Here is a 13,199-nt window from a genome sequence, read left to right as displayed (position 1 = left end):
CTCACGAAGATCATTGGAATAGGGTCGCGTCATGGATGCTGGCCTCCAATCCCAGCATCCATGATGAATCACATATCAACTGATTTGGGAATCCCGGTGCGATTCCGACAAGCAATGATCCGCTCTAACGGCGTTACGCCGCCTCGATGTCGGTCTGCAACCCCGCCGCATGGGCGGCTGTTGTAAAATTGCTGCCGTTCACGATCTCACTTATGGCCGCGCGCATTCGGTTCCAAGCGCGGTAGCGACGGAAAGGCACGCCCACCTCCCGAGTGAACACGCGCTGAAACTGGGACGCCGAGAAACCTACGCGCCGTGCGAGCTGCGTTACGGACGTGAGCTCATCTGAGCATGTTCGCAGGTAATCGCCGCTGATACCCGCCGGTCGCTGCTTCTGACAGTCCGCCGTTTAGAAAAGGCGACTAAGTCGTCCAGTGCCTGGCCCGCCCATGTTGCGCTGGCGCTATCCTCCCACAGCTCGCGCATGATTGAGAACTCGCCGCTGCGCCCAACGAGGACATCGTCCACTTCCCAACTGTCGCCGGACAGCGGAACGCACGGCAAATGCTCGTGAGTTTGGCAGAGTGACGGGGCTAAGGGTTGAAAACTGGCTCGAACAATAAACCGCTGAGTGCGGTGCTGTTCCACACAAGGCATTATGCGATTTTAGAAGCACGATTATCGGCCGGGGCATCTCCTGTTCAGTACCAGCCGTCAGCCATGGAGGCCTTGCGTCTTGCCACGAAGTCGCAAAGCGCTTCGTCAACGGCGACGTCGAGCGGTGGCGCTTCAAACTCTTTCAGCGTCTTCTTCCATTGGCGATTTGCGCGAGTCGCAATGTCCGTTGACCCGCCTTCCTCGCTCCACTTCTCGAAGGGTTCGTTGTCCGACAGTGTCGAATCCCAAAAGGCGGTCTGATAGTTTCGCATCGTGTGCGCCGAGCCGAGGAAGTGATTGCCGGGGCCGACCTCCTCGAATGCGTCGAATGCCAGCGTGTTATCATCGACTGCGACGCCCGCGAAATAGGAATGAAGGGCGCCGCAAAGGTCGGTGTCCATCACGAACTTCTCGTAGGACATGGAGAGCAGGCCATCGAGGAAACCTGCCGAATGGAGGATAAAGTTCGCTCCGCAGTGGATGGCCGACAGCATGGACATCAATCCTTCTTGCATGGCCTGACCATCGGGCAGCTTGGAATTTGAGAAATTGCCGGCACAGCGCAAAGGAAGTCTCAGCCGTCGTGCGAGCTGGCCGACGACCATGGAGCCGATGGCAGGTTCGGGGGTTCCGAATGTCGGCGATCCGGATCGTAGCGACATGGAAGACAGGAAGTTTCCGAAGATGACTGGGGCGCCCTTCCTTTCGAGCTGCGTCAAGGCGCAACCGGCGAGCGTCTCGGCATAGGACTGTGCGATGGCTCCCGCATTGGTGACAGGCCCCATTGCACCACCAAGAATGAAGGGCACGATGACTGCAGCTTGGTTGGCGCGGGCGTAGGCGCGTAGAGACGTCGTCATGGTGCCGTCCCAGACGAGCGGAGAGTTCACGTTGACGTTGCCCAGGATGACGCAGTTCTGGTCGACGAACTCGGCACCGAAAAGGATGCGTGCCATTTCGATCGAGTCCTCCGCGCGCTCCTCCGCCGTCACCGATCCCATGAACGCGCGATCTGAATACTTGATATGGCTGTAAACCATGTCGAGGTGACGTTTGTTGACTGGAACGTCAACAGGTTCGCAGATCGTACCACCAGAATGGTGGAGCCAAGGGCTAGTCTGGGCGAGCTTGATGAAGTTGCGGAAGTCCTCGATCGTGCCGTAGCGACGACCTTTATCGAGGTCCATGACGAAGGGCGAGCCGTAGGCGGGCGAAAAGACGACATTGTCGCCTCCGATCTGGACGCTGTTTGCAGGATTGCGGGCGTACTGGGTGAATTCGCTCGGCGCGGAGGAGACGATTTCGCGAAGCATTCCCGGCTCGAAGCGGACAAGGACACCGTCCACCTTGGCTCCAGCCCGCTTCCAGTGATCGACCACAGAGGGATCGTCGCGAAACTCTATCCCGACCTCGGCTAGGATGCGGTCTGCCGTGCGCTCGATCTTCTGGAGGTTTTCTTCAGACAGAATGTCGTATGTCGGGATATTTCGAACGATATAGGGCACACCGTGAGGTTTTGCCGCGCCATCGCGTCGCGCGCTTCGCCCGCGTCTGCCGGCCTTCTCTTCGGTCATCGTAGCCTCCATAATTCTGTGTATAGGCTAGAACGACTTGAAGGCTTTGTAACGCTGGAAAATTTGTCATTCAAGCCGTTCTGGGCGGAGGATGCGTGGCGCTAACCTCGCGGTACTTTGTGGAAGATCACCTCCGTCGGGAACGCTGATCGCCATGGGTGGACATGGCCCACGGCGATTTTCTCGAGCACGCAAAGATATAGGATGAGCCAAGACGCCGCGTCGAAGAACCGGAATTGAAAAGTCATATCGCGGCGTTCGATCCCCGCTCGCCCTATTTGGGCCAATAGGAGAAGCTTCGCTCTCCCTCCCGATCAATCTCTCACTTCTCGGGGCTGGGCCGTTCGCCGTTAATTTGGATTCTTCTCAAGAGAAGTTGAACAACATTACAGGCAATTCATTGTTTCGCCGAACCTTGGAGGCGTAGTCTTGCTCCACTGACACGCGATGTGCCGGTGTTGGGGACGGGACGACACAGTCTTTGTCGAAGCTCGGACCAAGTCTGTTGTCGGCTCCCGTCCTGAATAGGACTAGGAGAAGAGCGATGAAAAAAATGCTTCTTGTGATCTCAGCACTCGCACTGACGACTGGCGTTGCCACCGCAGCCCAAGGACAGAGAACCTACACTTCCGCAATGAAAGCGGTCCACACGATGAATGCGCCTGCCGCCCAGATGGTGAGCGCGACAGGAACGGTTGAAAGCTTCGATCCGCAGTCGAAGGTGGTCCAGTTGACCACGGGCACAAAATATCAGTTGCCGACGAACGCCAACGTCCGGGGCGTCGCCATCGGCAGCAAAGTAAAGATCACCTGGAAAGCTCAGGATCCCTATGGCACCTCTTTCGGCAATAATGAATCCGACGAATTCCGTGCAACGCGCTTGGTTGTTATACACTGATTGGCCATTGAACTGTTTATCCGCCAGACGCCGTCATTGCGTCTGGCGGATAAACATTCGCCGCGACTCGTCGAAAAAGCCGAGGTGAAATTGTCATAAATTGCCGTGTACGGGGCGTATTCTGACGGTGACAGATTTGCTGCCGATGTCGGCAGCTCCGAGCTGATCCATTGGGTCAAAGGAAAACTCCCCAGATTCGGGACCTTCTTCCTTCTGACAATCCTGCCGAACCGGGTCAGCGTTTTCATGACTGGATTGCCGCCATTTCTAGCTCGGGCCGTCTAGCGAGACGCAAGCTCTTTTGCGTATTGCATCACAGCAGATTTTGGCGCAAATGCCCCGATTTAGTAGGACAGAAAATATGACCAAATATGTAAGCCTCACGACCGACGTGCAACCCCGCGCGCGCCCAACGCAGCAGCCGTTGCTTCTGAAGGCGCGGATAGATTTTAGTTGATTGCCGTCACCTCGGCACCGTGGGACCGGAGTTCTGCAAGAAAACTATAGGGGCCGCTTAACAACCCGATCGGCAGTATAACGAAGGCATTGGTGCCGGCGGGCAGGTTTGCGATGCGCTCGACGGAAAGCGCGCGCAGGCGGTCGGCATCCATGAAATCAGTGGGCGTGAAGTTTCCCTTGGCGGCTATTTCCTCTCCGAGGCTGGCGATCTCCGCACTTTTTCGGGCCTTGTAAAGTTCGTCGACGTAGGCACCGATGGGCCCAATGCGGCGGCGCAGGTCAAGCAGATAGGTGATCGCGTCGGGACCGACGGAATTGACCTTCTCCAGGGTCGGGGGCTTTTGCATGGCCTGCATCGCCATCGGTGGCGAGCATCGGGGCCGCGTGGTTGGTCGGGTCCAGCCCATTAGTCGAGTGCCGTCAGCCACCTTAAACTCAATCGTGGAATTCGTGAGGTGACCGCCGAAATCTTATACATTTCTTTAAACTACGCCCCCCGAAGCTGATGCTCTACCTCATTTTGGCCACATGCGCGAAATCATTCTCTACGCTAAAAAATTTGCGACAGAGCCCTCAGAGCCCTATATATTTTTGATGGGCAGCGCGATTGCGTATCGGTGGCGTGCCGATCGCGGCGGGTCGTTATTGCCATATTGTGACTTCGGCTACGCTGAGTTGTTTTGTGGGCTTTGTACTCGTGGGACCAACTCCGGTATCAAGGCGGAGGGCTTGTCAATGCATCGTATCATTGCCATCGCTATTGTCGCGCTTGCCGCCGTGAGTATTTGCTCCGCGCGGGCGGAGGTCCTGATCGGGGTTTCAGGCGCGATGACCGGAAAGCTCGCCTGGATCGGCGAACAGGGGCAGCGCGGCGCGGAGATGGCTGTGGCCGACATCAATGCGGCGGGCGGCGTACTCGGCCAACAAGTGCGGCTTATCACCGTCGACGACTTCTGTGATCCCGAGCAAGCGGTGGCAGCTGCCAAAAAACTGGTGGCTGACGGTGTAGTACTCGTGGTCGGGCACTATTGCTCTGGAGCCTCGATCCCGGCATCGGAAGTGTACGACGGGGCAGGAATTCTGCAAATTTCACCAGGATCGACCAATCCACTGTTGACCGAACAAGGCCGTTCCAACGTGTTCCGGGTCATTGGTCGCGACGACGCGCAAGGCGTCATTGCCGGCAACTACCTGGCTGATCATTGGGGTGACAAGAAGATTGCGATCCTTCACGACGGCACCACTTATGGCAGGGGGCTTGCCGATGAGACCAGAAAGCAGTTGGACAAGCGCAACGTAACCGAAGCGATCTACGAAGGGTACACTCCTGCGAAGGACGACTATGCCACCGAGGTCGATATGTTACAGGCAGCTAATATCGCCGTATTGTATGTCGGTGGGTATCATACCGAGGCTGCGCTGATTGTTCGCGCTGCACGCGACCGTGGTTATAGGGTTCAACTCATATCAGGCGATGCCTTGGCGACCGAGGAATTTGCCCTGATCGCCGGTTCCGCTGCCGAGGGGACTCTCTTCACATTCCCTGCAGACCCACGGCGAAACCCCGAAGCCGCCCCCGTCGTGGAACGGTTCCGTGCAGAAAACTTCGAACCCGCAGGCTACACGCTGCTGAGCTACAGCGCCGTCCAAGCCTGGGCTCAGGCGGTCAAAATAACCGGCTCGCTCGAGCTGCGCGAGGTGATTGTTTCATTGCGCGCCAATCGATTTGACACTGTGTCAGGCAGTATCGACTTCGATGACAAGGGCGATCTCACTGTTCAAAACTGGGTATGGTATGTTTGGAAGGATGGCGAATACGTGCCGTTGAAATAACGCAACGCTGATCACTGGATCGCGTTTGAGACAAAAACCTGTGCAGGCCATGTTGACCACATCAGCCAGATCGAAAGGTTGCCGCGATGTTTGAACGTCTCGGCATACGTGGTCGCCTACTTTTCGCTTGCTTCGGGATCAGCGCCTTCGCGGTGCTCGCAACCGCCGCGGCTGTGTATGCCTTCCTCCAAGTGGGCGAGGTCGTCGAGCGGATCACGGAGCGCCGGGTTCCATCCGCGCTTGCATCGCTCGAGCTCTCCCGCCAAGCTGAGCGGGTCGCCGCTACTGCGCCCGCCGTACTAGCTACGACCAGCCGGGCTCAGCACAACGTGGTCTCGGCTGCGATCGGGGGGGAAATGGCGCACCTCGAAGGGTTACTTGCCGCGCTGAAAGGCACCGCGGTTAGCGTGGCGGCGGTGGCTGAGATCGAAGCTGCGGTGATTGGTCTGCGGCGCAACCTCAACGCTCTCGACGTTCTTGTCGCCACTCGCCTCGCCGTGGTTGCGCGCAAAGAGGAGCTTCTGCGCCGCTTGTCGGTTGCGACGAATGCGAGCCAGCGTCTTGTGGCGCCCGGTATCCTCGTGATGAACTCCAAGGTCCCTCAATGGCGCGCAGCCGCGGCGGATGCTGCCTCACCGCCTGACGCGCGCGCGGCGGCCACGACGGACCTTGCGCAGGCAATCGCCTCCTACATCCCGCAACAGAAGGCACAGCAGGAGATTTTAGCGATCAACGACGCGCTGCTCAAGACGGCGGTTGCTCCGACACCCGGCGATTTGGCGCTGATGTCCTTTACACTGCGTCGTTCGGTCGACTCCCTTGCGGCGGCGATTCCCGAGATCGATGAGAAGCTGCAGACGCGGTTCCTCCAGCGCGTTGAAGAGTTCGCGGGTCTGATCGACGGACCGAAGAGTATCCTAGAAGCGCGCGAGGATGAGCTCGCAGTACTCGCAGAGGGCGGGAAGCTGTTGGCCGAAAATGATCAGCTGTCGCGCAAACTCACCGTGGCCGTGGACCGCCTCGTGGCTGCGGCCGGCCGTGATATCACCGAGGCCGGCCGCGAAGCTGCGACTGTCCAGCGCTACGGTACGGGAGTTGTCCTTGGCTCCGCCCTTCTAAGCCTCCTGAGTTCGGTTCTGATCGTTTGGCTATATGTCGACCGCAACCTTCTTGCCCGCCTGGCCGGGTTGAGCCAAAGCATGCTCGCGATCGCGGGCGGCAATCTTCGGGCGCCGCTGCCTGGCGCAGGCCGCGACGAAATCGGTCGTATGGCCGAGGCGCTTCGGCAGTTCCGCGACACTGCGGTGGAGGTCGAGGAGAAGAACCTGCGCGAGGTGGCCGAAGCCCGTCAGCGACTTGTCGATGCGATCGAAAGCATCTCCGAGGGTTTCGCTCTTTACGATGCTGGCGACCAGCTCGTCCTATGCAACGGCCGATATCGGGAAATCCTTTATCCCGGCATAGCCAATGCAGTGGTACCGGGTGCACAATTTGAAACGATTCTTCGCAATGCTGTGGATCAGGGCCTCGTCGAAGATTCGAAAGGCCGGGAGGAGGAATGGATTGCCGAGCGGCTCGCAGCACATCGTAATCCGCATCTGACGCTCGTTCAACATCGCAGCCAGGACCGCTGGATTCAGGTGAATGAGCGGCGCATTGGCGGCGGCGGCACAGTCGCCGTCTACACCGACATCACCGCGCTCAAACGCCACGAAAAGGAGCTCGAAATCGCGCGCGACGCAGCCATGGCCGCAACCCAGGCCAAAAGCAAGTTCCTCGCCAGCATGAGCCATGAACTGCGCACACCCCTGAATGCCATCCTGGGCATTTCTGAAATGCTACAGGAAGACGCCAATGAAGCCGGCCAACGCGAACTGGTCGAACCGCTTGGGCGGGTCGTGGGTGCCGGGAAGCACCTGCTCAAGCTCATTAATGAGGTCCTCGATCTCTCAAAGATCGAGGCCGGCCGCCTGGAACTCCATATCGAGGAGTTTGATATCGCAGGTATGGTTCAAGATGCAGCCACTACCGCGCAGCCACTTGCACAGAAAAACCGCAACCGAATCATTATGTCCTGCCCCCATGACGTCGGCAGCATGCGCGCGGATCAGCTTCGGGTGCGCCAGATCCTGCTCAACTTGTTAAGTAATGCCTGCAAATTCACCGAGAATGGCCAAGTGACGATTGGGGCGACCTGTGTGAAACATAATGGGCGCGATGGTGTGATATTTACCGTCGCCGATACTGGCATCGGCATTACGCCGCGCCAGATGACGAACCTGTTCCAGGAGTTCAGCCAGGCCGACAGTTCCACCAGCCGAAAGTACGGCGGCACCGGGCTGGGGCTTGCCATCAACCAACGTCTTTGCCGCATGATGGGTGGCCACGTTACTGTGGACAGCACTCCTGGCGCCGGTACCACGTTCACAGTGTGGCTGCCGTCGGCAATCGACGCACCCACTGTTCCGGCAGGGCCGGACGCCACCGTCTTCGGGATCGCGGCGGATGATGGTGTTCGCCTCGTGTCGAACGTGGTTCTCGTTGTTGATGACGATGAGACAGTGCGGGATCAGATGCGTCGGTTTCTCGTCCGCGAGGGTTGCGATGTAGTGACGGCCAAGGACGGTACGGAAGCGCTCAAACTGGCCCGGCAGGTGAGGCCTGCATTCATCACCCTCGACGTGCTGATGCCAGGCTGCGACGGTTGGAGCGTCTTGCAGGAGCTGAAGGCGGATCGCGAGCTCGCGAATATCCCCGTCGTAATGCTAACTGTCGTCGACGAAAGGAACCGAGGTTACATGCTCGGGGCCGCTGATTACATGATTAAGCCCATAGAACGCGACGCGCTCCGGAAATTGATCACGAAGTTCTCATCCGGCACGTCTGGCCAAGCGCTTCGTGTGCTGGTCGTCGAGGATGATGAGAACACGCGTCAGCAATGGTGTCGCATATTGCGTACCGAGGGCTGCGGCGTGGACGAGGCCGAGAACGGCCGGCTCGCACTCGAACGTCTTATCCACGCGCTTCCAGACCTCATCATTCTGGACCTCATCATGCCGGAAATGGACGGCTTCGAGTTCCTTGTTGAACTGCGCAAGCAGCCCGCCTTCAAGACAGTGCCGGTCGTGGTTGTGACTGCGGCAACCCTCACCGAGGAAGACCACCGGCGCCTGAACGGTGGCGTCGAGCGCGTGCTCGCCAAAACCGGTTTTAACCACAACGAGCTGCTTGACGAGTTGCGCACGATGGTAGCACGATACATTCTCAAACGAAGGTCGCCCGACAAGGATCACCGTGGTGATTAGGATCCTCTATATCGAGGACAATGAGGACAACATCTACATGCTGTCCGCGCGGCTATCACGTAAAGGCTACGAGGTAATCGTCGCCACCGATGGTGATCAGGGGGTGACGCGTGCGCGAACGGAAGCCCCGGCGTTAATCCTGATGGACTTAAGCCTTCCTGTCATTGACGGCTGGGAGGCAACAAGACGTCTCAAGGCATCGGCTGAGACGCGCGATATTCCCGTGATCGCGCTCTCGTCGCACGCGATGGCGGGCGATCGCGAAGCAGCATTAGCAGCTGGGTGTGATGATTTCGATACCAAACCCGTCGAGTTCAACCGCCTGCTCGGAAAGATTGCGGCCCTACTCCCAAAGGAGTCGATGCCATGAGCGAGCTTGGACCTGTCCTGCTCGTCATTGACGATAACGAGGACAATCGCTTTACGCTGACCAGCGGTTGAAGCGAGAAGGCTACGGGCGTGTAGCGTGTGCCAGCAATGGACGGGAAGCGCTCGAATTGCTTGCGACGAGGCCATTCGATCTCGTGTTGCTCGACATTACGATGCCGGAAATGGACGGCTACCAAGTGCTCGCGCACCTCAAGGCAGACACGACGCTTCGCAACATTCCGGTTGTCATGATATCGGCGGTCGATGAGATCGACAGTGTGGCGCGCTGTATCGCCCTCGGCGCTGAGGACTATCTGGCCAAACCGTTCAACACGGTTCTGTTGCGCGCCCGTGTGGCCGCCTGCCTGGAAAAGAAGAGGCTGCACGACCAAGAGGCGGTGTACACACAGCAGATCGAAAACGAAAAACGCCGAGCGGACGAGCTTCTGTACGCAATGCTGCCCCCCGGCGCGGTGCGCGAGCTCAAAGCGAACAATGAGGTCCGCCCCCGCCGCTACAACGAAGTCGCGGTGCTGTTTTGCGATATCGTTGGTTTCACGACTTACTGCGACGAGAATCCGCCGGAAAAAGTCGTGGAGGAACTTCAGGCGCTAGTCGGCGAATACGAACGAATCGTGCGTCAGCATGAGATGGAGAAGATCAAGACCATTGGCGACGCCTTTATGGCTACGGCCGGCCTGTTTGATCGCGTGCCAGATCCGGTTTTTGCCAGCTTGCAATGCGGACTCGACATGGTGACGGCATCACGCCACATCGAGCCGAAATGGGAGGTTCGAGTAGGCGTCCAATTCGGGCCGGTGGTGGCGGGGATCATCGGGCAGAGACAATACGTGTTCGACCTATGGGGCGACACCGTGAATGTGGCCTCCCGGATCGCAGCCTATGCTAGCCCCGGGACTGTAGCGACCAGCGGGGCCACCTGGCATCGCATTCGCGAGCGGGGTCGCGGGCACTCCCTGGGCTTCGTGGAAATCAAGGGGAAGGGTCAGATCGAACTCATCGAATGCCAGGGGCTTCGTTGAAGCGATCGGTACTATGTTAGCCAAGTGCCTTGGCGCGCGGCCAGCAAGGCAAGCGCGCTGCGTCAAAGCGCGCAACCGGATCCGTGTTTGCCTCGGCATCGAGAATGTCGTTGTCGAGCGGGGGCGGAACGAGGTGAAGTTTGAGTTCTACCTCGCTCGCGCCCGGCAAGGGCCGAAAAAACGACAAATTCCGGAGCCTACACTGAAGGGCGGAAGCCCGGACTTCATCCGAATTCATTAGAGACGCACTAATCTCTTTTGTGTATTCTGCATGAAGGCTGCTCAAGCCCCCAAGCCCGGCAGTCGGTCTTTGGCAGGAGTGGCTGAGGCTATCCTATCCCCCACGGCGTTTTGTTTCGCGCTCCTGCCGCTTTTCCCACGATGCACCAATTTAGCGTTATCCGCGAGGAAACCCCGAGACCTTAACCCAGCGGGTAAGCCAAGTCCTCCGGGGACAGGATGCACGGCAATGGCCTGCTGGTGTCTTGCTCCGTCTCTTTCTCCAGTGGATAGATGAAAACAGCGGTTAGTGGGTGTTCGCGTTGGGGTGTATTCTGATGCCCTGACTGCACATTTGCCGCCAAGGCGCAGTCAGTTTGGGGAGGAGCATCGCAGAACGGTAAAAGACTCCCTACGCCGTTCGGGCTCCTCCCGCTCTTTCCCACGGGCTTAAAGGCGTACTCTGAACCTCCCGGTGTGCAACCCTTAAGGCGCAATTGCCATTACTTGCCCTTCGGTAGACTCCAATGCCCGGGAAAACTCCTTGGGCGGAAGGCGTCGCTGCGAATTCCCGCGGCCCTAAAGGGGTCTTCCGTCCCTTTTTGCGAACAAGCTTACCCTGCGCTGTCACGCTTTGGCATGCGCTAACGTTAACCCCGGATCACCCGATCGAGCAGAACATCGAAGCGCGGACACAGCATCCAGAACTCGCTCGATCTGGGGCCGTGTGTATGCCTCACCCGGGTCCTCATCTCTGTTGCCATCGTGATAATATTCCCCGGAATCAAAGGCGAGATAGATTTGCCAGAAGAACTGCGGGCGTTGCTCGTTCATAAATATCATTACTGAATGAATTTCATTGACCACGGTGTCGCAAAATTCAAACGACAGCTCCGAGGCGTGGAAGCCACGGGCAAGTCCGATTGCCAATTGATCGTAGAGGTCTTGCCTGGGCATGCACGCGGAGGCTGTCCAATTCAGAATATCGAAATTGGTGAGGATAACACGCTCACGCCACGTGGCACCGTCCGGATATCTGACCTGCAATTCGGTGAGCAACTCATCAATCGTCATATCGCCCCCTGCTTTCCTCTTCGAGAGTTCCGTGATCTCCCCATAAAGCCCCCGATACCATCCGGCCGTACCATAGTAAGGCGTACGCGACCGTGACTCCTTTCGCGCCCGGCACACCCTCTCTCGCGCCAGTTCGTCGATCTCGAGAAGTTGCGTTCCGGCGATACGCAGATCATCGACTTCATAAGGTCGTAGACGTGGCCTCTGCGGCACACTGCTTCGAGCTTTTGATTGCCGGTCAGATCACCAACATGGACATCGGTCGCTTGACAGTTCGATCTAGCCCTTGAAACAGCACGCTAGTCAGTTGGATTAAATGTGCCTGTTTCCGTTTGCGCGCGAGGAGAGGTTGATCAATGCTTGTGAGCTCGTTGCTACAGCGGAGGTGGGTGACGGTGAAACAGGTAAGTGTCTATGCCGCACTGTTGTTGGCGCTGACGATCTCGATGTGGTTGATCCCGTCGACGAAAAGCCGGCTTGCCGCATTTATTCCTAATGAGGCCAACAGCCATTTTGATTGAAAGCGCGAGTTGGCCGGAATCAACTCTGGTCACCTGCGTCGCCCCAGAGTTCCTCTCATGGAAGAATCTCGAACCGCTGAAACGCGGCCAGGGGTCTGCCGCATTGTCGGTCATGACAAAATCCCGTGCTTAACTCGCCGTACATGCCTCACGCTCTCCGAACGGTTGGCTGGGTTGGCGCATCGCATCAGGTACGTCGCCTGGCATAGGCAGCCTCTAATCGACCGCTCTAGGCACCTGGTCTCGCGTGTGGCAGGCGGTGATTTCGGATACGGGAAGCGGAGCGATTTATACGGGAGGGAACGAAGAGATTGCGAACGGCAGAGAACAGCGAAACAAAATGCTGCAAGCTTCCGATTGACGGGGAACGCTTGGCGCATATGCTCCCGTTTTCAAAACGGAATGAGCCAGACAGCTCGCACGCGGCGAAAGCGGCCACAAGCAGCACGTGAATCCGACGATCGCCCAGCCCGGCTCCGTTCCGCCTCACCGCGTTCGGGTCCTCCAGCCTTGTTCGCGTTCATGCGTCATTCACCCCAGCTTGCTCCAGGTGTGCGCCTGGCGAAGAGTGTTCTACGTCGTCGCCTAGCACGGCTGTCCAACTGTGCTTCCGATGTTCGTAGACGGAGAATTTCGGCGCCGGGAACTGCGGATCGGCAAAAGCGCCGAGCGGCACCGCCGTGACACCTGGCCAGCCTTCGATCACAAAAACGACTGTCGAACCGCAATTCGGACAGAAGTGATAAGTTGCCCGATGTCCGCTGTCGGCCACGCGCGTCCAGGTCTTTGCCTCGCCGGTCACTCGAACTTTTTGATCGGGCCAACGCGCCTGCGCCGCGAATGCACTCCCGCTCCGCTTCTGGCAGTCGAGGCAGTGGCAGACCGAAACTCGCACCGGCTCGCCCTCGCATTCGGCTCGAAGCTGACCGCATCTACAAGTACCTACGTGGTTCGATGCATTCACTTTCATATCAACCCTCGAGCCTCAACCGCGCTATTACGCCAAGTCCACCGATGAGCTTGGAAGCGCGCAGCCCACCGCCAGCGGCGAAACGATCGTCAATAATTACTACACCGACGCCAACCTCAACAATGCCCAAGATTCCAATCCCGAGACCGATATTCGGCAGGCGGAGCAGGCCGGTGCTGTCGTTACCGACCCGCCGCACGACCGCTTCTGGGGCGGATACTCCGGCTACTTTCGCGACCCCGACGACCACCTCTGGGAGATCGCTTGGAATCCCCAG

At 58.3% G+C, this 13,199-nt stretch carries 13 protein-coding genes and 1 pseudogene; 8 read left to right on the top strand and 6 right to left on the bottom strand.

Features of this window, described 5'->3' with window-relative positions:
- Positions 1-133: 133 nt before the first annotated feature.
- Together CU102_RS30715 and CU102_RS27745 are read right to left on the bottom strand one after the other, a co-directional pair.
- Complete coding sequence (locus tag CU102_RS30715) at positions 134-265, bottom strand: hypothetical protein (protein WP_245425620.1); 132 nt, start codon at positions 263-265, stop codon at positions 134-136.
- Positions 266-701: 436 nt separating this feature from the next.
- Positions 702-2,231: a trimethylamine methyltransferase family protein gene (locus CU102_RS27745; protein WP_245425617.1), complete on the bottom strand. Its 1,530-nt coding sequence runs from the start codon at positions 2,229-2,231 to the stop codon at positions 702-704.
- Between the two features lie 544 nt (positions 2,232-2,775).
- Here CU102_RS27745 and CU102_RS27740 point away from each other — a divergent pair.
- Positions 2,776-3,129, top strand: a complete 354-nt coding sequence (locus tag CU102_RS27740; RefSeq protein WP_106714274.1) for a DUF1344 domain-containing protein — start codon at positions 2,776-2,778, stop codon at positions 3,127-3,129.
- 449 nt (positions 3,130-3,578) lie between these two features.
- Here the strand turns inward: CU102_RS27740 and CU102_RS27735 are convergent, their stop codons facing one another.
- Positions 3,579-3,935, bottom strand: a complete 357-nt coding sequence (locus CU102_RS27735) for a hypothetical protein (RefSeq protein WP_245425615.1) — start codon at positions 3,933-3,935, stop codon at positions 3,579-3,581.
- Positions 3,936-4,323: 388 nt separating this feature from the next.
- Here CU102_RS27735 and CU102_RS27730 point away from each other — a divergent pair, with 388 nt between their 5' ends.
- The 5 genes and pseudogenes from CU102_RS27730 to CU102_RS27715 all read left to right on the top strand — a co-directional run bounded on the left by CU102_RS27730 (position 4,324) and on the right by CU102_RS27715 (position 10,138).
- Entirely contained in the window at positions 4,324-5,421 is a 1,098-nt protein-coding gene (locus tag CU102_RS27730; RefSeq protein ID WP_106714273.1) for a branched-chain amino acid ABC transporter substrate-binding protein, read from the top strand.
- Positions 5,422-5,507: 86 nt separating this feature from the next.
- Positions 5,508-7,202, top strand: a pseudogene (locus CU102_RS30710) (PAS-domain containing protein); the annotation flags it as partial.
- Positions 7,203-7,205: 3 nt separating this feature from the next.
- Positions 7,206-8,726: an ATP-binding response regulator gene (locus CU102_RS30705; protein ID WP_245425619.1), complete on the top strand. Its 1,521-nt coding sequence runs from the start codon at positions 7,206-7,208 to the stop codon at positions 8,724-8,726.
- Complete coding sequence (locus tag CU102_RS27720) at positions 8,719-9,096, top strand: response regulator (RefSeq protein WP_106714271.1); 378 nt, start codon at positions 8,719-8,721, stop codon at positions 9,094-9,096. The genes CU102_RS30705 and CU102_RS27720 overlap by 8 nt, the downstream gene beginning before the upstream one ends.
- A gap of 67 nt (positions 9,097-9,163) precedes the next feature.
- Complete coding sequence (locus CU102_RS27715) at positions 9,164-10,138, top strand: adenylate/guanylate cyclase domain-containing protein (RefSeq protein WP_106714270.1); 975 nt, start codon at positions 9,164-9,166, stop codon at positions 10,136-10,138.
- Positions 10,139-10,154: 16 nt separating this feature from the next.
- On the opposite strand, the gene CU102_RS30040 is transcribed toward CU102_RS27715, so the two are convergent.
- Positions 10,155-10,325, bottom strand: coding sequence for a hypothetical protein (locus CU102_RS30040; RefSeq protein WP_166648617.1), 171 nt, complete (start codon positions 10,323-10,325; stop codon positions 10,155-10,157).
- A gap of 659 nt (positions 10,326-10,984) precedes the next feature.
- A complete protein-coding gene (locus tag CU102_RS27710) occupies positions 10,985-11,431 on the bottom strand; it encodes a hypothetical protein (RefSeq protein WP_133624793.1) in 447 nt (148 codons plus the stop codon).
- 395 nt (positions 11,432-11,826) lie between these two features.
- Between CU102_RS27710 and CU102_RS30930 the strand changes: the two genes are divergently transcribed.
- Positions 11,827-11,952: a hypothetical protein gene (locus tag CU102_RS30930; protein WP_280951933.1), complete on the top strand. Its 126-nt coding sequence runs from the start codon at positions 11,827-11,829 to the stop codon at positions 11,950-11,952.
- 520 nt (positions 11,953-12,472) lie between these two features.
- Here the strand turns inward: CU102_RS30930 and CU102_RS27695 are convergent.
- Positions 12,473-12,922 carry a GFA family protein gene (locus tag CU102_RS27695; protein WP_106714266.1) on the bottom strand — a complete coding sequence of 150 codons (450 nt, stop codon included), beginning with the start codon at positions 12,920-12,922 and terminating at the stop codon, positions 12,473-12,475.
- On the opposite strand from CU102_RS27695, the gene CU102_RS31215 reads away from it, so the two are divergent.
- Positions 12,921-13,199, top strand: a 279-nt coding sequence (locus tag CU102_RS31215; RefSeq protein WP_425351617.1) for a VOC family protein, incomplete at its 3' end; no start/stop codon positions are given. The genes CU102_RS27695 and CU102_RS31215 overlap by 2 nt on opposite strands.

Origin of the sequence: Phyllobacterium brassicacearum (assembly GCF_003010955.1) — a bacterium.
Classification (GTDB): Bacteria; Pseudomonadota; Alphaproteobacteria; order Rhizobiales; family Rhizobiaceae; genus Phyllobacterium; species Phyllobacterium brassicacearum.
This window is presented reverse-complemented; position numbering and strand designations above follow the sequence as displayed.

Bases quoted from the DNA above. Each gene is read 5' to 3' on its own strand.
- CU102_RS27695 (WP_106714266.1), bottom strand. From the start codon at position 12,922: ATGAAAGTGAATGCATCGAACCACGTAGGTACTTGTAGATGCGGTCAG.
- CU102_RS27730 (WP_106714273.1), top strand. From the start codon at position 4,324: ATGCATCGTATCATTGCCATCGCTATTGTCGCGCTTGCCGCCGTGAGT.
- CU102_RS27745 (WP_245425617.1), bottom strand. From the start codon at position 2,231: ATGACCGAAGAGAAGGCCGGCAGACGCGGGCGAAGCGCGCGACGCGAT.
- CU102_RS27710 (WP_133624793.1), bottom strand. From the start codon at position 11,431: ATGACGATTGATGAGTTGCTCACCGAATTGCAGGTCAGATATCCGGAC.
- CU102_RS27740 (WP_106714274.1), top strand. From the start codon at position 2,776: ATGAAAAAAATGCTTCTTGTGATCTCAGCACTCGCACTGACGACTGGC.
- CU102_RS27735 (WP_245425615.1), bottom strand. From the start codon at position 3,935: ATGCAAAAGCCCCCGACCCTGGAGAAGGTCAATTCCGTCGGTCCCGAC.
- CU102_RS30705 (WP_245425619.1), top strand. From the start codon at position 7,206: ATGAGCCATGAACTGCGCACACCCCTGAATGCCATCCTGGGCATTTCT.